Annotated in this window: 17 protein-coding genes; 14 read left to right on the plus strand and 3 right to left on the minus strand. The window is 64.9% G+C overall.

What is annotated here, in order from left to right:
• Positions 1-83: 83 nt before the first annotated feature.
• The 10 genes from DAES_RS14740 to DAES_RS14785 all read left to right on the plus strand — a co-directional run bounded on the left by DAES_RS14740 (position 84) and on the right by DAES_RS14785 (position 9,916).
• The gene (locus DAES_RS14740) at positions 84-1,757 is read left to right on the plus strand and encodes an FG-GAP repeat domain-containing protein (protein ID WP_013515832.1); all 1,674 of its coding nucleotides are present in this window, start codon (positions 84-86) and stop codon (positions 1,755-1,757) included.
• A gap of 55 nt (positions 1,758-1,812) precedes the next feature.
• Entirely contained in the window at positions 1,813-2,829 is a 1,017-nt protein-coding gene (locus DAES_RS14745; RefSeq protein ID WP_013515833.1) for a TRAP transporter substrate-binding protein, read from the plus strand.
• A 49-nt stretch (positions 2,830-2,878) separates the two neighbouring features.
• The gene (locus tag DAES_RS14750) at positions 2,879-3,367 is read left to right on the plus strand and encodes a TRAP transporter small permease (protein ID WP_013515834.1); all 489 of its coding nucleotides are present in this window, start codon (positions 2,879-2,881) and stop codon (positions 3,365-3,367) included.
• Entirely contained in the window at positions 3,367-4,671 is a 1,305-nt protein-coding gene (locus DAES_RS14755; RefSeq protein WP_013515835.1) for a TRAP transporter large permease, read from the plus strand. Before DAES_RS14750 ends, DAES_RS14755 begins: the two co-directional genes overlap by 1 nt.
• A 48-nt stretch (positions 4,672-4,719) precedes the next feature.
• Complete coding sequence (locus tag DAES_RS14760; protein WP_013515836.1) at positions 4,720-7,173, plus strand: intermembrane phospholipid transport protein YdbH family protein; 2,454 nt, start codon at positions 4,720-4,722, stop codon at positions 7,171-7,173.
• Between the two features lie 10 nt (positions 7,174-7,183).
• Entirely contained in the window at positions 7,184-7,393 is a 210-nt protein-coding gene (locus tag DAES_RS14765; protein WP_013515837.1) for a YnbE family lipoprotein, read from the plus strand.
• On the plus strand, positions 7,383-7,745 hold the full coding sequence (locus tag DAES_RS14770; protein ID WP_013515838.1) for a YdbL family protein: 363 nt from the start codon (positions 7,383-7,385) through the stop codon (positions 7,743-7,745). Before DAES_RS14765 ends, DAES_RS14770 begins: the two co-directional genes overlap by 11 nt.
• A gap of 54 nt (positions 7,746-7,799) precedes the next feature.
• The gene (locus tag DAES_RS14775) at positions 7,800-8,717 is read left to right on the plus strand and encodes an RluA family pseudouridine synthase (RefSeq protein WP_013515839.1); all 918 of its coding nucleotides are present in this window, start codon (positions 7,800-7,802) and stop codon (positions 8,715-8,717) included.
• A gap of 81 nt (positions 8,718-8,798) precedes the next feature.
• Positions 8,799-9,353 carry a BON domain-containing protein gene (locus tag DAES_RS14780; protein WP_013515840.1) on the plus strand — a complete coding sequence of 185 codons (555 nt, stop codon included), beginning with the start codon at positions 8,799-8,801 and terminating at the stop codon, positions 9,351-9,353.
• 8 nt (positions 9,354-9,361) lie between these two features.
• Entirely contained in the window at positions 9,362-9,916 is a 555-nt protein-coding gene (locus tag DAES_RS14785; protein ID WP_013515841.1) for a C40 family peptidase, read from the plus strand.
• A gap of 59 nt (positions 9,917-9,975) precedes the next feature.
• Here DAES_RS14785 and groL read toward each other — a convergent pair whose 3' ends face one another.
• Positions 9,976-11,565 carry a chaperonin GroEL gene (gene groL / locus DAES_RS14790; protein WP_013515842.1) on the minus strand — a complete coding sequence of 530 codons (1,590 nt, stop codon included), beginning with the start codon at positions 11,563-11,565 and terminating at the stop codon, positions 9,976-9,978.
• 33 nt (positions 11,566-11,598) lie between these two features.
• Positions 11,599-11,859, minus strand: coding sequence for a co-chaperone GroES (locus DAES_RS14795; protein WP_013515843.1), 261 nt, complete (start codon positions 11,857-11,859; stop codon positions 11,599-11,601).
• A gap of 218 nt (positions 11,860-12,077) precedes the next feature.
• On the opposite strand from DAES_RS14795, the gene DAES_RS14800 reads away from it, so the two are divergent.
• On the plus strand, positions 12,078-13,550 hold the full coding sequence (locus tag DAES_RS14800; RefSeq protein WP_013515844.1) for an alpha,alpha-trehalose-phosphate synthase (UDP-forming): 1,473 nt from the start codon (positions 12,078-12,080) through the stop codon (positions 13,548-13,550).
• Positions 13,551-13,565: 15 nt separating this feature from the next.
• Positions 13,566-13,799: a hypothetical protein gene (locus DAES_RS14805; protein ID WP_013515845.1), complete on the plus strand. Its 234-nt coding sequence runs from the start codon at positions 13,566-13,568 to the stop codon at positions 13,797-13,799.
• A 55-nt stretch (positions 13,800-13,854) separates the two neighbouring features.
• Here DAES_RS14805 and DAES_RS14810 read toward each other — a convergent pair whose 3' ends face one another.
• Positions 13,855-14,796, minus strand: coding sequence for a sensor domain-containing diguanylate cyclase (locus DAES_RS14810; RefSeq protein ID WP_013515846.1), 942 nt, complete (start codon positions 14,794-14,796; stop codon positions 13,855-13,857).
• A gap of 211 nt (positions 14,797-15,007) precedes the next feature.
• Here DAES_RS14810 and DAES_RS14815 point away from each other — a divergent pair, with 211 nt between their 5' ends.
• The gene (locus DAES_RS14815; protein ID WP_236608420.1) at positions 15,008-15,469 is read left to right on the plus strand and encodes a hypothetical protein; all 462 of its coding nucleotides are present in this window, start codon (positions 15,008-15,010) and stop codon (positions 15,467-15,469) included.
• Between the two features lie 153 nt (positions 15,470-15,622).
• A complete protein-coding gene (locus DAES_RS14820; RefSeq protein WP_157864875.1) occupies positions 15,623-17,662 on the plus strand; it encodes an ATP-binding protein in 2,040 nt (679 codons plus the stop codon).
• The last annotated feature ends 117 nt before the right edge of the window (positions 17,663-17,779 follow it).

Consider the following 17,779-nt stretch of genomic DNA (forward strand, 5'->3'; position numbering starts at 1 on the left):
AGAAACTGGTACAAGTGCCTGCCATGCAACGCCACGCGTTGCCCAGCCGCAAACGCGCAACCCGCCCCACCACGGAGGAATACATGTTGAACCGTCGATTCGCCGCCCCCATCATCGCCGCCCTGGCGGTGCTGCTCATGGCCGCCCCGGCCCTGGCGCAAGGCGCGAAAAAATTTGCCGTGATCCCGTTCTCCTACAACGGGCCCCAAAAATACGCTTATTTTCCCAAAGCCTTACAATCCAGCCTGGGCAGCAGCCTTGAATGGGCCGGGCATGTGACCCCGACCAGCGACGCGGCCATAGACGGCATCGCCGCGCCCAGGAACAAGGCGGACGCCATCAACGCCCTGCGCAGCACCGGGCTTGACTACCTCGTCTCGGGCGACATCGCCATCCTGGACACCACGGCCACCCTGCACATGATGGCCGTGGGCACCGACGGCTCGTTCTGGGAAAACAAGGGACAGATGGGCATCAACGAGATCACCACCTGGCTCGATGCCCAGAGCCGGTCGATCATGGGCGATGTCTTCAAGCGGCCCGGCTTCAGCGCCGGCGAGGTGACGGCCAAGGCCACGGATATCAAGGACGGCGTGGCCAGTCCCACGGAGCCGGCCAACACCCAGTTCCTCATGGCCAATGACGACCAATACAAGGCCGACACCCTCAACCCCCAGTTCCGCTACGAGGGCGGCTCAGAGACCGAGGGTCGCTGGCGCAGCCAGACCCTGCGCTTCTTCTCCACCAGCATGGTGGTGGCCGACGGCACGGGCGACGGCCAGAACGAGGTCTTCATCCTCCATAAGACAGGCATCTCCGCCTACAGCTACGATGACGGCAAGCTCAAGCACCTTGACACCCTCGAAATGAACCCGAACACGCAATATCTTCGCCTGGAGGCGGTGGACCTGGACAGGGACGGCGCCAATGAACTGGTCGTGGGCACCTACCAGAGCCAGTACCGCAGCGCCCTCAAGGCCCCGGAAGGCTGGCCCAAATCCCACGTGCTCTCCTTCAAGAGCGGCAAGTTCCAGTTCCTGGTCAAGGATTACGGCAAGTTCCTCGGCGTGCTGCGGATGCCGCCCACCTACACCCCGATCATGGTTTCCCAGGACCAGGGCGTCAGGCACCTGTTCTCCACCAAGATATACGAGGCCTATCTCAAGGGCGGTTCCATCGAGCTTGGTCAGAGCATCCCTTCGCCCGAGTTCGGCTCCATCTACAGCATGGTCTACCTGCCCGACGAGTTCGGCTTCAAATACGTGGTCCTCGACGACTTCCACCGGCTCAAGGTGTACGGCCAGACCATGGAACGCCTCTCGTCCACGGACGACGACACCTACAACAGTTCCGGCATCGGCATCGAGACCAGCGACAGGCCGCTCGGCATGGGCCCCGGCGCGGTGGATTCCAAGACCACCACCTTCAACGTCCCGTTCCGGATGCTCGCCACCTCCCTGACCCAGAAGGGCAAGTACGAGCTGCTGGTCAACAAGGACCTCTCCATCGCCGCCCAGGTGTTCGAGCGCTTCAACTACTATACCCAGGGCGAGGTTCACGCCCTGACCTGGGACGGCGTGGGCATGGCCCTCTCCTGGAAGACCCGGCGCATCAAGGGCCAGGTCTCGGACATCGCCGTGGCTGACCTGAACAACGACGGCAAGATGGAACTGTGCGTACTGCTCAACACCTTCCCCGGAGGCATGGGCTTCACCAACCGCCAGACCGTGGTATTGGCGTACGACCTCAATATATAGCCATGCGGACGCGCCCTGGCGCGTCCGGGAATCAAGCACCTTCAAGGAGAGAGTGATGCGAAGACCGATCATCCTGCTGGCCGCCGCCATGACCCTCGTCTGTCTGCTGGCCGCCACCGCCATGGCGGCGACCACGCTGACCTACGCCAACTTCCCGCCCGCCACCACCTTCCCGTGCATCCAGATGGAGCATTGGAAGGAAGAGGTGGAGAAACGCACCGGCGGAGCCCTGGCCATCCAGACCTTCCCCGGCTCCACCCTGCTCGGCGCCAAGAACATGCTGCGCGGCGTGCAGACCGGACAGGCCGACATCGGCTGCATCAGCCTCCCCTACTATCCCGGCGTGTTCCCGGCCATGTCGGTCCTGAACCTGCCGGTGGCTTTCACCTCCACCAAGGTGGCCAGCCTGACCATGTGGGACGTCTACCAGAAGCACCGGCCCGCCGAACTCGGCGATGTCAAGGTGCTGACCCTGTTCACCTCGGCCCCCTCCAACATCATGAGCAAGGAACCTGTCAGACAGCTCTCCGACCTCAAGGGCATGGAGCTGCGCGCCTCGGGCTCCATCCTGAACATCCTGGCCGGGCTGGGCGCACAAGGCGTGGGCATGCCCATGTCCCAGACCCCGGAGGCCCTGCAAAAGGGCGTGGTCAAGGGGCTGGTCTCCTCGTTCGACGTGCTCAAGGACTTCAACTTCGCGGAGCTCTGCCGCTTTGAGACCATCACCAACATGCCAGTCTATCCCTTTGCGGTGATCATGAACAAGGCCTGCTGGGACGCGCTGCCCGACGACGTGAAAAAGACCCTCGACGACCTGGGCCGCGAGCAGGCGCAGTGGACCGGAGAATACCTGGACAAGCACATCAACGACTCCCTGGCGTGGTCCAAGGAGCAGTATCAGGTGGAGGTCTTCACCCTGACCGAGGCCGAGCACGAGGAGATCAGGGTCAAAAGCGCCGGGCTTGTGGACGAGTGGAAGGGTGAGGCCGCCAAGGCGGGCCTCGACGCCGACACCATCCTGAACGACATGCTCGCCTTCAAGGCCAAATACGAAGCCGAGTTCGGCAAGTAATCCCCGCGTCCCCTCCGGCCCCTGGCCGGAGGGGACGCCCTGATGCGCCATGATAGACATCCTCGACAAGACCAGCGCGTTCCTGGCCCGGACGCTGACCGCGCTGGCAGGCATATTCCTCGTGGCCATGGTCGTCCTGGCCTGCGCCAACATGGTCCTGCGGGCCGTGTGGGTTCCGGTCCAAGGCACCTTTGAACTGATGGGCTACCTGGGCGCAGTGGTGGCGGCCTTTTCCCTGGCCTTTGCCCAGCGGCAGCGCTCGCACGTGGCTGTGGGCATCCTACTGGCCCGATTCCCCAGGGGCGTGCGCCGGGCTGCCGAGGCAGGCACCAGCCTCGTCTCCTGCCTCTTCTTCGGACTGGCCGGACTTGAGACCTGGAAATGGGCCGCCTTCCTCGTGGACACGGGCGAACTCTCCGAAACCCTGGGCATTGTCTTCCACCCCTTTGTCTATGCCACTGCCTTCGGCTGCCTGGCCCTGGCCTTCGTGCTCATGGTGGACACCCTCAAAACCCTGACCTCCGAGACGGTGGACTAATGGACCCGATCACCGCTGGCATGGTCGGCACCGCCGTCCTGCTGCTGGCCATCTTTTTTCTGCGCATCCCCGTGGGCTTTGCCATGGGCATCATCGGGTTTGTCGGCTTTGCCTACGTCCTCAACTGGCAGGCCGCCACAGGCATGCTCGGCACCGAGCTGTGGGACGTGTTCTCCAACTACGGGCTGACCGTCATCCCGCTGTTCATCCTCATGGGGCAGATATGTTTCTACTCCGGCGTCAACGAGCGGCTCTACCGCTCGGCCTACGCCTGGATGGGCGAGGTCCGGGGCGGGCTGGCCATGACCACCATCCTGGCCTGCGCCGGGTTCTCGGCCATCTGCGGCTCCAACTCGGCCACGGCGGCCACCATGTCCACCGTGGCCCTGCCGGAGATGAAGAAATTCAAGTACAGCCCGGTCCTGTCCACCGGCTCGGTGGCTGCCGGGGCCACCCTGGGCGTGGTCATCCCGCCCTCGGTGGTGCTCATCATCATTGGTCTGCAAACCAGCCAGTCCATTGCCCAACTCTTCCTGGGCGGCATGGTGCCGGGCATCCTGCTGACCCTGCTCTTCATGGCCACCATCTGGTACCTGTGCCGCAGACACCCTGCGTGGGGTCCGGCAGGCCCCAAGACCACCCTGGCCGACAAGCTGCGCTCCCTGCCCGGCTCCATCGAGATGGTGGTCATCTTCCTCATGGTCATGGGCGGGCTCTTCCTGGGCCTGTTCACCCCCACCGAAGCGGGCGCGGCAGGCGCGGGCATGGCCCTGATCCTGGCCACGGCCACGGGCCGCATGAGCCTCGACAAGTTCCGGATGGCGGTCAACGACACCCTCAAGATTTCCTGCATGATCATGGTCATCATCCTGGGCGCGGTCATCTTCGGCAGGTTCCTGACCATCACCCGCATGCCGTTCGAGGCAGCGGCCTGGGTGGCCGGGCTGCCCATCCCGCCCATGGTCATCATCCTGGTCATCTGCCTCATCTACGTGGTGGGCGGCATGGTCATGGACGCCCTGGCCCTGCTCCTGGTGACCATCCCCATCTTCTTCCCGGTGGTCACGGCCATGGGCTACGACCCGCTGTGGTTCGGCGTGCTCATCACCGTGGTCACCTCGCTGGGGGCCATCACCCCGCCGGTGGGGGTGAACATGTTCATCGTGGCCTCCATGGCCAAGAACGTGCCCATGACCGATGTCTTCAAGGGCGTCTCCTACTTCATAGTCGCCTACTGCGTGTGCATCGCCCTGATCATGGCCTTCCCCCAGCTTGTGACCTTTGCGCCAGGGCTGATCCGATAAGCGCGGTCTTCCTTGCCAAGAACGGGCCGGGACGGCTATGCTCCGGGAATGTCGAAATCCCTGGCCAGACAGTTGCTCAAGTGGACCCTGCGCATCACGCCGTGGGTGTTGGCCCTGGCCCTTGGCGCGGGCTGGGCGCTTTCGGCGTGGACACCCACCTATCTTGAGCGGCTGATCCCGCAACTGGCGCGGGACATGGGTCTGCCGGTCACGGAGTTCCATATCCGCAGCGCCGGGCTCTTCTCCGCCGACATCGGCCCGGTGGAGCTGGCCCTGGCCACCGGCGATCCGGACGACGGCCTGCGGCTGGAAAGCGTCCGCGTCACCTACACACCCGCCTCCCTCAGGCTTGGCCGCGTCCACCGGGTGGTCATCCGGGGCGTGTCCCTGGCCGGCTCCCATGACGGCCAGACCTTCCGCCTGCCCCTGCTCGACCTGTTCCAGGCAGCCGAATCGGGCGCAAAGGCGGGCAAGACCCCCCTGCCCGTCCTGCCCTTTGACCAACTGGTCATCGAAGACTCCATCCTGACCCTGGACACCCCGGCTGCGCGCCTGTTCATCCCCTTTGCCGCCACCGTGACACCGCCCGGCGCCCCAGGGGAGCCGATGCGCGTCACTGCGGCCCTGCGCGTCCGTGATCAAGACATATCGATAAGCGCCGATCTGGGGCCTACTCTGGACGACCTTACCCTGACCGTCGCCGCGCAAGGACTGCGACTGGCCAGTCTGGGCGACCTGCTGCCCCTGGCCGTGGACGGCCTTCTCGACCTCGAACTGACAGCCGCTCTGGACCTCTCCCGGCCCGAGAGCATCGTGGCCTCGGCTTCGGTCACCCTGCGTCAGGCGGATCTCGCCTGCCTGGGTGCGACCCTGGCCGACGACACCCTGCGGCTTGCCGCTGCCGTGGCCGAAGAGGGGGTGGCCGTAACCCTGGCCCCCCTGGCCTTGACCGGCCCGCATCCCCTGACCCTGCATGCGTCGGAGATCATTATCTCCGGCGACATGGTGCGCGCCGACTTCACCCTGGCCTCGGCCGCGACCCTGCCGGAAGGGACCGTCATCCCCGGCGCCTTCGAGGCCAGGCGCGAAAACGGGGGCTGGACCGTGGCCCTGACCATGGAGAAGAAGGATAGCTTCCGGGCGGCAGCGGGCGGACGATCCCTGCGCCTGGGCGGACTGACCCTGGCCCTGCGCGGCGCGGTCTCGCCCGCTGCGACCGAAACGCAAACAGGCGTGAGCGCGGCCATGGTCCTGGAGGCGCGGACCCGCTCCTGCTCGCTGGATGGAGCGGATTTCGCCACCGGTTCCGCGACCCTGCGTCTGCCCCTGGCCTGGCCCGCGCCCGCGCGCCACGAGCAGGGGCGGCTGACCGTGGCCGCAATACGCTCGGGGGCGCGCCGACTCGGCTCCCTGAACGCGGCCCTGTGGCAGGAATCTCTGGGCGTTCGCTTCACCGGCGATTTCAACACTGACCTGCTGCCGAAATTGCGCGCCTCCCTGGCCGGGAATGCCTCCCTGGCGGACGGAACCGCCTCGGCGACCTTTGCGGTGAAGGGCTACCCCCTGCCCAAGGGGTTTGACCCCGGCACGCTCGCGCCCGGACTGGCCGGGGTGGCCGTAGCCGGAACGCTCGACGCCGAAGGCGCGGTCCACTACAACAAGGCCGGACTCAAGAGCCGCCTGGGCGTTTTTGTCACCGACGGCTCCCTGGTCTATGGCGGCGAGGGGCAGGATAACGACGGGGTGCGCCTGGACGGACTGCACCTCTATTTCGAGTCGCCGGACATCGTCGATTTCCGCAGCGATCCGGCCCAGGTTCTGACCTTCGAACGGCTGCGGACGGCGGACATCGAGATGACCGACGGCGTGATCGCCTTCCAGGTGGAGCCGGGCGGCGTGACCCTGGTGGAGCGCGCCCGATTCGCGTGGTGCGGCGGCCATGTGGAGAGCCGGGCCTTCCGCGTGGTGCCGGGCCGCGACGAGTATGATGTGACCCTGCACTGCTCCGGGCTGCGCCTCTCCGAGCTGCTGGCGCAGCTGGGGCTGGCCAGGGCCAGGGGCGACTCGACCCTGAGCGGCGAGCTGCCCGTGGTCTGGAAGGGCGGGCAGCTGTCATTCCATCAGGGGTTCCTGCACTCCACGCCCGGCGAGGGCGGCGTCATCCAGGTGGAGGGGCTGGACAACCTCGTGGCCGCCATCCCGGAAGGCACGCCCGAACGCGCCCAGATCGAGCTGGCTCGCGCGGCCATGCAGGATTTCGAATACAACTGGGTACGCCTGCGCGCCGACACCGTGGGTCGCGACCTGCTCATGCGCCTGTCCGTGGACGGCAAGCCAGCCAAGATGCTCCCCTTTGTCTACCGCAAGGATTTCGGCGGTTTCGTCAAGGTCGAGGGGGACATCCAAGGGTCGAATTTCCAGGGATTGCGCCTGGACGTGAATTTCAGCCTACCGTTGGACCGGATATTGCTTTATAAGAACGTCATCGGACGCATCGAATAAGGGGATCATCATGAAACACGGACTCGCCATCATTGCCGCCGCCCTGCTGCTCACGCCGTACGGCTGCGGCTCGACCCACAGGGTGGAGGTAGCCCCGGTTGAGGTCAAGCCCATCCACATCACCATTGATGTCAACGTCAAGGTGGACAGGGAGCTCGACGACTTCTTCTCGGACATCGACAAGCAGAAAGAGCAGACGGAGACGCCCAATGCACAATAAAGGACAGCTCATCACCGCCATAGCCCTGATTGTCTGCCTGCTGGCCGCACCGGCCCTGGCGGAAACGCTCAAGGACCGGATGCTTGCACGGCTCCCGGCCATCACCGCCCTGCTGGCCGACGGCACGGTGGGCGAGAACAACCAGGGCTTCCTCGAATTCCGGGGACCGGAAAAGCAGGCGGACGTGGTCCGGGCCGAGAACGCGGACCGGGCCGAGGTCTACGCCGCCATCGCCCGCAAGACCAGCACCACGCCCGACCTCGTGGGCCAGCGCCGGGCCGACCACATCGCCCGGCAGGCTCTGGCGGGCACCTGGCTCCAGGACCCGTCCGGCCTCTGGTACCGCAAATAGGCTGACACGACCCGGCGGCGCGCCCCAGCAGGCGGCGCGCCGCCGCACCCCCCCATGCACAGCGCACAATTCGTCACCGTCACCCCGGCGGAATCAGGCCAGAAGCTCCTCCAGTTCCTGGAGCGCAGACTCGACGGCGCAGTGCCGCGCACGGCCATCCAGCGCTGGATACGCAAGGGGCAGGTGCGCGTGGACAAGGGGCGCAGCAAGCCCTTTGACCGCATCGAGGCGGGCCAGACCGTGCGCATCCCCCCCTATGAACCGGGAGAAACGGGCGGGGGGAAACCCGCCGCCCCGGGCGGCCCCCTGGAATTCGTTTACGACGACGACCGGATGCTGGTCATCGCCAAGCCAGCCGGGCTGGCCGTGCACGGCGGCGACGGCATCAGCGACTCGGTGGCCGGGCGGCTGGCCGCCGCCTTTGCCGACGCGGACTTCAAACCCACCCTGGCCCACCGGCTGGACCGGGACACCTCCGGCCTGCTCCTGGCGGCCAGGACCTACGACGCCCTGCGCGACCTCAACGACCGGTTCGCCGCCGGAACCATCGGCAAGCTCTACCTGACCTGGGTCACGGGGCGCTGGCGCGAACCGGGCACGGTCCTGCTTGAGGATCAGCTGGAGAAGCGCGGTGCGCCGGGCAGCGAAAAAGTCGAGCCGGTCCGGGACGGATCGGGTAAGGAGGCCCTGGCGCGGGTCGCCTGCCTGCTGGCCGGGGAGAAACGCAGCCTCCTGGCCGTGCGGCTGCTCACGGGCCGCACCCACCAGATCCGCGTCCAGCTTGCCTCGCGCGGCCACCCGGTGGCGGGCGACGGCAAATACGGCCCGGCCAGGCAGCGGACATCCCTTCGACTGCACTGCTTCGCCCTGCGCCTGGACGGCCAGACCCTGACCCTGCCCCCGCCCTGGACAGGGGGGTGGGCCGCGACGCCCGACGCCCTTGAGGCGGCCCTGGCCCTGCTCGGCGCCTGAAGGCCGCACCCCGCGCCCCTCTTGCGGTCCCGGAGCAAACACTATAATGAAAGAGCCTAGATAACACCCAAGGAGTTGACCATGCGGCGCACCGCTTCATTTTTTGCAATCCTCGGCCTGCTGGCCGTGCTCGCCCTTTCCGCTGGCTGCACCGTCTACGACGTGGCCGTGGAGGAGCGCGACCTCGGCGACTGGACCAGCGACAAGAACATCAGCTACGCCATCGAGCGGGAATATCTGCGGGACGATCTGGTCAAGTACATGGACTTCGACGCCTTCAGCTACGAGGGCCATGTCTTCATTGTCGGCGAATACGAGAGCCGGGACCAGATCGACCGGGCCGTGTCCATCGCCAAGGGGGTCAAGGGCGTGCGCAAGGTGACGACCCACCTCATCCCCAAACGCGCCAACGATGACTGCAACACGGCGGACAACCTGGAACTCTACACCATTGTCAAGCAGCGACTGGTGACCGACACACAGGTATGGTCCACCAACATCGACATCAAGACCATGCAGTGCAACATCATCCTGCTCGGCATCGTGGGCTCGGCCACCGAGCGCGACAGCGCCATAGCCCACGCCAGATCGGTCGAGGGCGCGCGCAGCGTGGAATCGTTCCTCATCGTCAAGTAGCGACCCCCATGCCAAGGCACGCCGCACCCTTCACACGCTCCTGGCCCGCGCTCCGGCCCGCCATGCTGGCCACGATCCTGATCGCCGCCCTGATCCTGGGCGGTTGCGCCACGGTCTCCGCCCCGCCGCCGGGCGCGGTTCCGTCAGCCACAGCACCCAGCCACCAGCAGGCCACAGGCAAGGCCGCGGCAGTGGTGCGCACGGCCCGCTCCCTGGTGGGCGCGCCCTATGCCTGGGGCGGCTACTCGCCGGCCACCGGGTTCGACTGCTCCGGGCTGGTCTGGTACACCTATCATCAAAACGGCGTCTCCCTGCCCCGCATGTCGTGGCAACAGTTCGGCGCGGGCAGCCCCGTGGCCGCCGACCAGCTGCACCCCGGCGACCTGATCTTCCATCAGGTGGAGACCAAGGGCAAATCCCTGCATGTGGGCATCGTCACCGACCGTGGCACCTTTGTCCACGCCCCCAGCTCCGGCAAGCCGGTCATGGAATCCGCCCTCTTCGACACCTTCTGGGGCAAGCACTTCATCGGCGCCCGCCGGGTGCTGGAAACCGAAAAATAATCCACGAAAAAGGCCGGGCATCACTGCCCGGCCTTCTGATTCATTCGTGCGCGTGAGCGCTATTTCTTGTCCTTGGGGGCCTCGGAGATGGCGCATTCGGTGGTCAGGAGCATGCCGGAGACGCTGGCCGCGTTCTGCAGGGCGATGCGGGTGACCTTCTTGGGATCAATGACGCCCTCCTTGACCAGGTCCACGTACTCGCCGGTGGCCGCGTTGAAGCCCATGGAGCCCTTGAGGCCCTTGACCTTCTCCACCACCACGGAGCCTTCGAGGCCGCAGTTGTTGGCGATCTGCTTGAGCGGCTCCTCAACGGCGCGGGCGATGATGCGGATGCCGGCCATCTCGGTGTCGTCCTCGACCTTGAGCTTGGCCAGGACCTTGCCGGCCCGGATCAGCGCAGTGCCGCCGCCGGGCACGATGCCCTCGTCGACAGCGGCGCGGGTGGCGTTGAGCGCGTCCTCGACGCGGTCCTTGCGCTCCTTCATCTCGATCTCGGTGGGCGCGCCCACCTTGATCACGGCCACGCCGCCCACCAGCTTGGCCAGACGCTCCTGGAGCTTCTCGCGGTCGTAGTCGCTGGTGGAGCTCCGGACCAGGCTGGAAATCTCGTCGCAGCGGCCCTTGATGGCCTTCTTGTCGCCAGCGCCGCCCACGATCAGGGTGTTCTTCTTGCCGATCACGACCTTCTTGGCCGTGCCGAAATCCTCGGGCTTGATGGATTCGAGGGTCACGCCCGCGTCCTCGGAGATGACGCTGGCGCCGGTCATGGCGGCGATGTCGCGGACCATGTCCTTGCGCCGCTCGCCAAAGCCGGGGGCCTTGACAGCGCAGACCTTGAGCGCGCCGCGCATGGCGTTGATGGTCAGTCCGGCCAGGGCGTCGTTCTCCACGGTCTCGGCGATGATGAGCAGGGGACGGCCAGCCTTGGCCACGGCCTCAAGGATGGGCACCAGCGGCTTGATGCTCGAAATCTTGCCCTCGGAGAGCAGGATGAACGGCTTCTCGAAGATAGCCTCCTGCTTGTCCTGGTTGGTGACGAAATAAGGGGAGAGCCAGCCGTTGTCCCACTGCATGCCCTCGACCACGTCCAGCACGGTCTCCAACCCCTGGGATTCCTCCACGGTGATGACGCCGTTGTCGCCGACCTTCTCGACCGCCTCGGCCAGGATCGCGCCGATGGACTCGTCGTTGTTGGCGGAGATGGTGCCCACCTGGGCGATCTCGGAGCTTTTCTTGACCGGCTTGGCCATGGAGTCCAGCTCGGCCACCACGGCCTCGACCGCGATGTCGATGCCGCGCTTGATGGACATGGGGTTGCGGCCAGCGGCCAGCAGCTTGACGCCCTCGTTGAAGATGACCTGGGCCAGGATGGTGGCGGTGGTGGTGCCGTCGCCAGCGATCTCGTTGGTCTTGGAGGCGACCTCCTTGACCATCTGGGCGCCCATGTTTTCGAGCTTGTCCTCAAGGGTAATCTTCTCGGCCACGGTCACGCCGTCCTTGGTCACCTGGGGAGCGCCCCAGGTCTTCTCGAGCATGACGTTGCGGCCCTTGGGGCCGAGGGTGACCTTGACGGCGTCTGAGAGGATGTTCACGCCGCGCTGCATGCCCTCGCGGGCGATCGCTTTGTAATCTATCGATTTTGCTGCCATTGCATTGCGTCCTGTTGCTGGGGTTGGAAGGGGTTAGGCGAACACGCCGAGGATGTCGTCCTCGCGCATGATGACGAGGTCGTCTCCATCCATCTTGAACTCGCTGCCAGCGTACTTGGCGAAGAGGATGGAGTCACCCTTCTTCACGGTCTCGCACTCGGGTCCGGCGGCCACGACAGTGCCGGCCTGCGGCTTTTCCTTGGCGGAATCGGGGATGTAGAGGCCCCCGGCGGTCTTGGTCTCTCCTTCCTTTCTCTTGACAATGACGCGGTCGTGCAGGGGTTTCAAACTCATCGTTTCTCTCCTTTATGAAATGACAGGCCGCTCCGGGCGGCTCCTTGGTGTGGACTGCGCGTAGAGATAAGAACCCTGTCCTTCTTGTCAACATCAACCGCGAGAAAATTTTTTGCCGACCAGGATCGATCAGCCCGACCTTGTCATCACCGGCCAGGAACGGTATCTTCCCGTATATGAAGGATCAGCACGCACACAGACCGGGGGAGGCGCAACCCATGGAAACAGGAATGAGACGGCTCGTGGTGGTGTCCAACCGGCTCCCGGCGGCTTTGAGCCGCGAGGACGGCCAGTGGAAGGTCAACGCAGGCTCTGGCGGACTGGTCACGGCCCTGGCCCCGGTGCTGCGCAACCGGGGCGGCATGTGGATAGGCTGGTCCGGCACGTCGGAAGAGGACGCGGACGTGGAGGGGCTGCTCTCGGATTTCTCGGCAGAGGCGGGGTACGACCTGCGCACAGTACCCCTGACCAGCGACGAGGTGGCGGGCTACTATTTCGGCTTTTCCAACGAGATCATCTGGCCGCTGTTTCATGACCTGCAAACCCGCTGCCGGTTTGAACCGGACTCCTGGCGCATGTACCTCGACGTGAACTTCAAATTCGCCGAGGTGGTGGCGCGCAGCACCACCCAGGACGACTTCGTCTGGATCCACGACTACCACCTCATGCATCAGGCCTTCTTCCTCAAGAGCATGGGCGTCAAACGCAGGACCGGGTTCTTCCTGCACATCCCCTTTCCGCCGCCCGACATCTTCATGAAGCTGCCCTGGCGGTGGAAGCTCATCCAGGCCCTGACGGAATTCGACCTTGTGGGCTTCCAGACCATCCAGGACCGCAGGAACTTCACCAACAGCCTGCACCGGCTCATGCCCGAGGCCTCGGTCAAGGGACGCGGGGCGGTGGTCACAGTGGACATGGGCAGCCACCAGTTCCGCCTGGGCACCTTCCCCATCTCCATCGACTACAACCAGTTCGCGGCCATAGCCAACCGGCCCGAGGTGGCCCGCGCGGCCTTTGACATCAAGGAGGCCCTGCGCCACCGCAAGATCATCCTCGGCGTGGACCGGCTCGACTACACCAAGGGCATCCCGGAACGCATCCGCTCCATCCAGACCCTGCTGCGCCGCTACCCCGACCTCCACGGGCAGCTCAACTTCATCCAGATCGCGGTGCCCAGCCGCGAGGAAGTGGACGAGTACAAGGATCTGCGCACCGAGATCGAACAGCTCGTGAGCCGGGTCAACGGCGAATTCTCCTTCCCCGGCTGGGTGCCGGTCCATTACCATTATCGCAGCTTTCCGCCCGAGGAGCTGGTGGCCTATTACTGCGCCGCCGATATCGCCCTGGTCACCCCCCTGCGCGACGGCATGAACCTGGTGGCCAAGGAATACTGCGCCTGCAACGTGTCCGGGGACGGCGTACTGGTGCTCAGCGAATTCGCCGGGGCCGCGGCCCAGCTGCAAAAGGACGCCTATCTGGTCAACCCCTATGACCTTGAGGGCGTGGCCAAGGCCCTGCACCGCGCCTTTCACTGGGACAAGGGCCAGCGCCAGAGCCACATGAGCCGCCTTCGCGACCTGATCAGGAAAAACAACATCTACTGGTGGGTCGATTCGTTCCTCCAGGCGGGCATCGACCGAAAGCTCGGCGATTTCCCGCCCGTGGACACCATGACCTACGAACGCGGCTGACCGCGAGGCAACGCCATGCTCATTCTCAAGTGTGCGGCCTGCCGCCGCAAGCTGTGGCGATACAACAAGATCGGGCCGGGCGAAGTGCACCGCTGCCACAAGGACCGCATCGACAGGGTCTGGAACCTGGAGGAGCGCGACGGCAAGGTGTGGTGCCCGTGTGGCCGGGCCGTGGGCATAGACAGGGACGGCTATTACACCATGGACAAAAAGGCCTTCACCTATTCCGGGACCAAGGCGACTGGCTAGGCATTCCGGCAGCCCGTGCCACCGTCGTTGTTCAGGGGCTTGAGGAGGGGGGAAATCAGTCCAGGCAGGGCTCGTCGCCCAGGCCGTCGATATGGAAGGCGAAGTTGTTCTTGCCCCCCCGCTTGACCAAATACATGGCCCGGTCCGCCGCTTCCATGAGTTTTTCCGCAGTCTCCCCGTCGGTGGGGTAGAGGGCGATGCCCAGGGACGCGCCGGTGTTCACGCGCTTGTTCTCGATGATGTACTGGGCCCGCAGCCGCTCCACCAGCTGTCCGGCTATCCCGGCCACAATGTCGCGGTCCGCCTTGGGAATGACCACCACGAACTCGTCGCCGCCCGGACGGTAGGTGTCGCCCTGCTGACCCACCACATAGTTCATGCGCCGCGCGGCCCGCACGAGCAGGGTGTCGCCCGCCTTGTGGCCCAGGGTGTCGTTGACCGCCTTGAATCCGTCGAGATCGATGAACAGGACCGCCACCCTGGAGTCGGCCTCCTGCGCCTGGGCCAGGACGCTGGGCAGATCCCTGCCCAGTGCCAGCCGGTTCTTCAGGCCGGTGAGCACGTCGGTGTAGGCCAGCCGGTCGGCGTCCCTGGCCGGATCGAGCACGGTGCAGAAATAGGCGTTGTGATCGGGGGAGAAAATGACGTTCCAGTTCAGCTCCACATGCCTTTCGCCCTTGCACAGGAAACGGAACGAAAAGGTGGTGGAGCCGATGTCCGAGGTGATGAGCCGCTGCATGTCGGCCAGGGCACGCTCGCGGTCGTCAAAGTGGATGTGCTCGATGAGGTACGCGCCCTGGAGCTTTTCCCGGCTGATGCCGGTGGTGCGCTCCCAGTGGGTGTTCACGTCCTCGAACTGGCCGTCGATGGAGATGACGGCGCACATGTCGGGCGAGAGCGAAAGCCACGCGTACCGCTCGACATAGAAGAGCCGTTCAAGGGTATAGGGGTCTGAACATTCGTTGAGGAGCCAGTTTACATCCATGGAGAGGTTCATACAACGAACCCGCAGCCGTTTCCAGCAAAACCAAGAAAAATTGAAAAGTGTCACATTGCACAGCCCCTCTGGGTAACACCTTTCGCAAACCGGTTGACAGGGCTGGCCCTGTCCGTGAAAGTGCCTTGAGCTGCACAAGGGCAGACACGTGATCACTGCGATGGAGAAGATTCGTTTGAAAGAGGACTTTGGTTTGAAGGAGGAGACTGGTTTGAAAAAGACACTGTGCGCCCCCCTTGCCCTGATGATGTTCCTGCTGGTCGCGTCCGGGGCCGCGGCCCAGAGCGGGGAATGCAACGCCATCCCGTGGGGCGAGCCGCTGTCCGCCCTGGAGCAGCTCGAATACTCCCATACGGGCGACGGCATCCGCTACTACCGGGTGACCAAGGTCGAGGCCTGCGGCATCTCCAAGATCGAGGACACCCGCGTCACCTACGGATTCCGGGACAACAGGCTCTACACCACCATCGTCGAGATCGACAAGGCCAAGGATGTCAAGGATGTCATCGCCCTGCTCATGGACGAGTACGGCCTGCCCACCCACAAGAAGGAAGACGGCTGGGACAACTACCAGTGGGAGAACGAGACCCTCAAGATCAAGCTCAAAAGCCAGTACCTGACCGACCGCATCAAGATCGGCATGTACTACAAACCGCTCATTCCCAAAGATTAACACACCTTTTCCGACATGTCCGGCAAGGCCGCTCCCGACCGGGGGCGGCCCTTTCCGCCTGGGTGCGCGATTCCCGGCCAGATCGTGACAATCTCCCGATGTTGCTCCCCGTTCTTGCACATTCCCCCACAAAACCGTATTCAATGAAGGAACATGCGCGACAACTCCGGAGAGACACAGGGAGCCAGGGGGCAGGCCATGACCAATCCGCGTTCGCTCAGCCGGAGAGTGACCCTGGTGCAGACCGCCGTGATCACGGCGGTGGTGCTCCTCTTCTCCACGGCCACCATATCCTGGAACGCCTACCGCCTCACCCGCCAGCTCGACGACAGGATCGCGCAGACCCTCAAGCTGGCCGAGACCACCCTGTCCACCGCCGTGTGGCAGCTGGACCATGACGCGGCCAGGGACATCCTCGACGCCGTGTTCATGGACGAAGCCGTGGTCTTTGCCCAGGTGGTGGCCGGGCAGGAGACCGTTGCGGAAAAGACGCGCCCACCTTTCTCCCGGCTCAACGCCGACGAGGTTGGAAATCCGCCGTGCTGCCTGTCCAGGACAACCGTCATCAAAAAATACGGCGAGCCCATCGGCAGCTTCAACCTCGTGGTCTCCAAGGCCCCGGTCCGCAGGGACATCCTGGTCAACGCGGGCTCGACCCTGGCCCTGGCCCTGGCCCTGATCCTGATCCTGGTCATCACCCAGGCCACGCTCCATTTCGCCCGCAAGCGGCTGATCATCCCCCTGCAGCGGCTGGAGGCATCGGCCACGGCCATTGCCGAAGGCAACCTGGACATTCCGGTGGACACCTCGCCCGACTGCGAACTGCGCAACCTGACCCGCGCCTTTGAAGACATGCGCGAGTCCATGCGCCACCTCATCAAAGACCTCCAGACGGCCAACGCCAAGCTTGAAGACCACCGGGCCCACCTCGAAACCACGGTCAGGGAGCGCACCGAGGAACTGGAGCACAAGAACGATTCCCTCAACACCGCGCTGGACGAGCTCAGGAACGCCACCCTGGTCGCCGAGCGGGCAAACCTTGCCAAGAGCCGGTTCCTCTCCAGCATGAGCCACGAAATCCGGACCCCCATGAACGCGGTCCTCGGCATGGCCGAGATCCTGGGCGAGACCGAACTGACGCCGGACCAGACCCGCTATGTCCAGATCATCAGGGCAGCGGGCGAAAGCCTGCTCGCCATCTTGAGCGACATCATCGACCTGTCCAGGATCGAGACCGGCAGCCTGCGCCTCGACGAGACGCGCTTCACCCTTTCCGAGACCGTGGACAAGGCGTTCGCGATCATCGAACCCAGGGCGGGGCAGAAATCACTCGAACTGGTCTGCACCCTGGCCCCGGACGTGCCCAACAGGCTGACCGGCGATCCGAAGCTGCTGACGCAGGTGCTCGTTCACCTGCTCGGCAACGCGGTCAAGTTCACCGAGGGCGGCACGGTGCGTTTGAGCGTGTCGCGTGCGCCGGGCAGGGATGGCGGGGTTGCGGTGCAGTTCTCCGTGTCCGACACCGGCCCCGGCATCCCGGCAGACAGGCTGGGCGCAATCTTCGACTCCTTCACCCAGGCCAACAACTCCACCACCAGGGAGCACGGCGGCGCCGGGCTTGGCCTGACCATCAGCAAGCGGATCGTCCACATGATGGGCGGGCGCATCTGGGCCGAAAGCTCTGTCGGCCTCGGCAGCACCTTCCACTTCACCGCCGTCTTCGGCAATGCCAGCGACACGGAAACACTCCGGGCCGACCTCCTATGCAGGGATGAGGACAGGGGCGCGCCGTCCGACCTTCCGCCCCTGCCCGCCTCGTCGATCCTGATGCTGGAGGACTCCCGGTACAACGCCTTTGTCATCGAGACCTACCTCAAGGACACCCCCTGCCGCCTGACCGTGGCCGAAAACGCCGAGAAAGGACTTGAGCTGTTCCGCCAGGGCGGGTTCGACCTGGTGCTCATGGACATCCAGATGCCAGGCATGGACGGCTGCGATGCCACCCGCACCATCAGGCAGTGGGAGACCCGCCAGGGCCTGCCCGCGACCCCGGTGGTGGCCCTGACCGCCTACGTTCTGGACAGCGATGTCAAGCAGTGCCTCCTGGCCGGGATAAACCACCACCTGGCCAAGCCGGTGAAAAAAAGCGCCCTCTACGACATCATCACCAAATTCGTCCGATCCGGCCAGTGACCGGACACCGGCCAGGGTCGCATCCCGCACGCCGGGGCTGCGCTCTTTTCGGAACACAGCGGCCAGCGGCTTTTCTCCGCCTGACGGCTTGAACGATTGCAGGCAGTGTACTATAGA

Origin of the sequence: Pseudodesulfovibrio aespoeensis Aspo-2, from assembly GCF_000176915.2 — a bacterium.
GTDB classification, from domain to species: domain Bacteria; phylum Desulfobacterota; class Desulfovibrionia; order Desulfovibrionales; family Desulfovibrionaceae; genus Pseudodesulfovibrio; species Pseudodesulfovibrio aespoeensis.

Bases quoted from the DNA above. Each gene is read 5' to 3' on its own strand.
- DAES_RS14740 (WP_013515832.1), top strand. From the start codon at position 84: ATGTTGAACCGTCGATTCGCCGCCCCCATCATCGCCGCCCTGGCGGTG.
- DAES_RS14745 (WP_013515833.1), top strand. From the start codon at position 1,813: ATGCGAAGACCGATCATCCTGCTGGCCGCCGCCATGACCCTCGTCTGT.
- DAES_RS14750 (WP_013515834.1), top strand. From the start codon at position 2,879: ATGATAGACATCCTCGACAAGACCAGCGCGTTCCTGGCCCGGACGCTG.
- DAES_RS14755 (WP_013515835.1), top strand. From the start codon at position 3,367: ATGGACCCGATCACCGCTGGCATGGTCGGCACCGCCGTCCTGCTGCTG.
- DAES_RS14760 (WP_013515836.1), top strand. From the start codon at position 4,720: ATGTCGAAATCCCTGGCCAGACAGTTGCTCAAGTGGACCCTGCGCATC.
- DAES_RS14765 (WP_013515837.1), top strand. From the start codon at position 7,184: ATGAAACACGGACTCGCCATCATTGCCGCCGCCCTGCTGCTCACGCCG.
- DAES_RS14770 (WP_013515838.1), top strand. From the start codon at position 7,383: ATGCACAATAAAGGACAGCTCATCACCGCCATAGCCCTGATTGTCTGC.
- DAES_RS14775 (WP_013515839.1), top strand. From the start codon at position 7,800: ATGCACAGCGCACAATTCGTCACCGTCACCCCGGCGGAATCAGGCCAG.
- DAES_RS14780 (WP_013515840.1), top strand. From the start codon at position 8,799: ATGCGGCGCACCGCTTCATTTTTTGCAATCCTCGGCCTGCTGGCCGTG.
- DAES_RS14785 (WP_013515841.1), top strand. From the start codon at position 9,362: ATGCCAAGGCACGCCGCACCCTTCACACGCTCCTGGCCCGCGCTCCGG.
- groL (WP_013515842.1), bottom strand. From the start codon at position 11,565: ATGGCAGCAAAATCGATAGATTACAAAGCGATCGCCCGCGAGGGCATG.
- DAES_RS14795 (WP_013515843.1), bottom strand. From the start codon at position 11,859: ATGAGTTTGAAACCCCTGCACGACCGCGTCATTGTCAAGAGAAAGGAA.
- DAES_RS14800 (WP_013515844.1), top strand. From the start codon at position 12,078: ATGGAAACAGGAATGAGACGGCTCGTGGTGGTGTCCAACCGGCTCCCG.
- DAES_RS14805 (WP_013515845.1), top strand. From the start codon at position 13,566: ATGCTCATTCTCAAGTGTGCGGCCTGCCGCCGCAAGCTGTGGCGATAC.
- DAES_RS14810 (WP_013515846.1), bottom strand. From the start codon at position 14,796: ATGAACCTCTCCATGGATGTAAACTGGCTCCTCAACGAATGTTCAGAC.
- DAES_RS14820 (WP_157864875.1), top strand. From the start codon at position 15,623: ATGCGCGACAACTCCGGAGAGACACAGGGAGCCAGGGGGCAGGCCATG.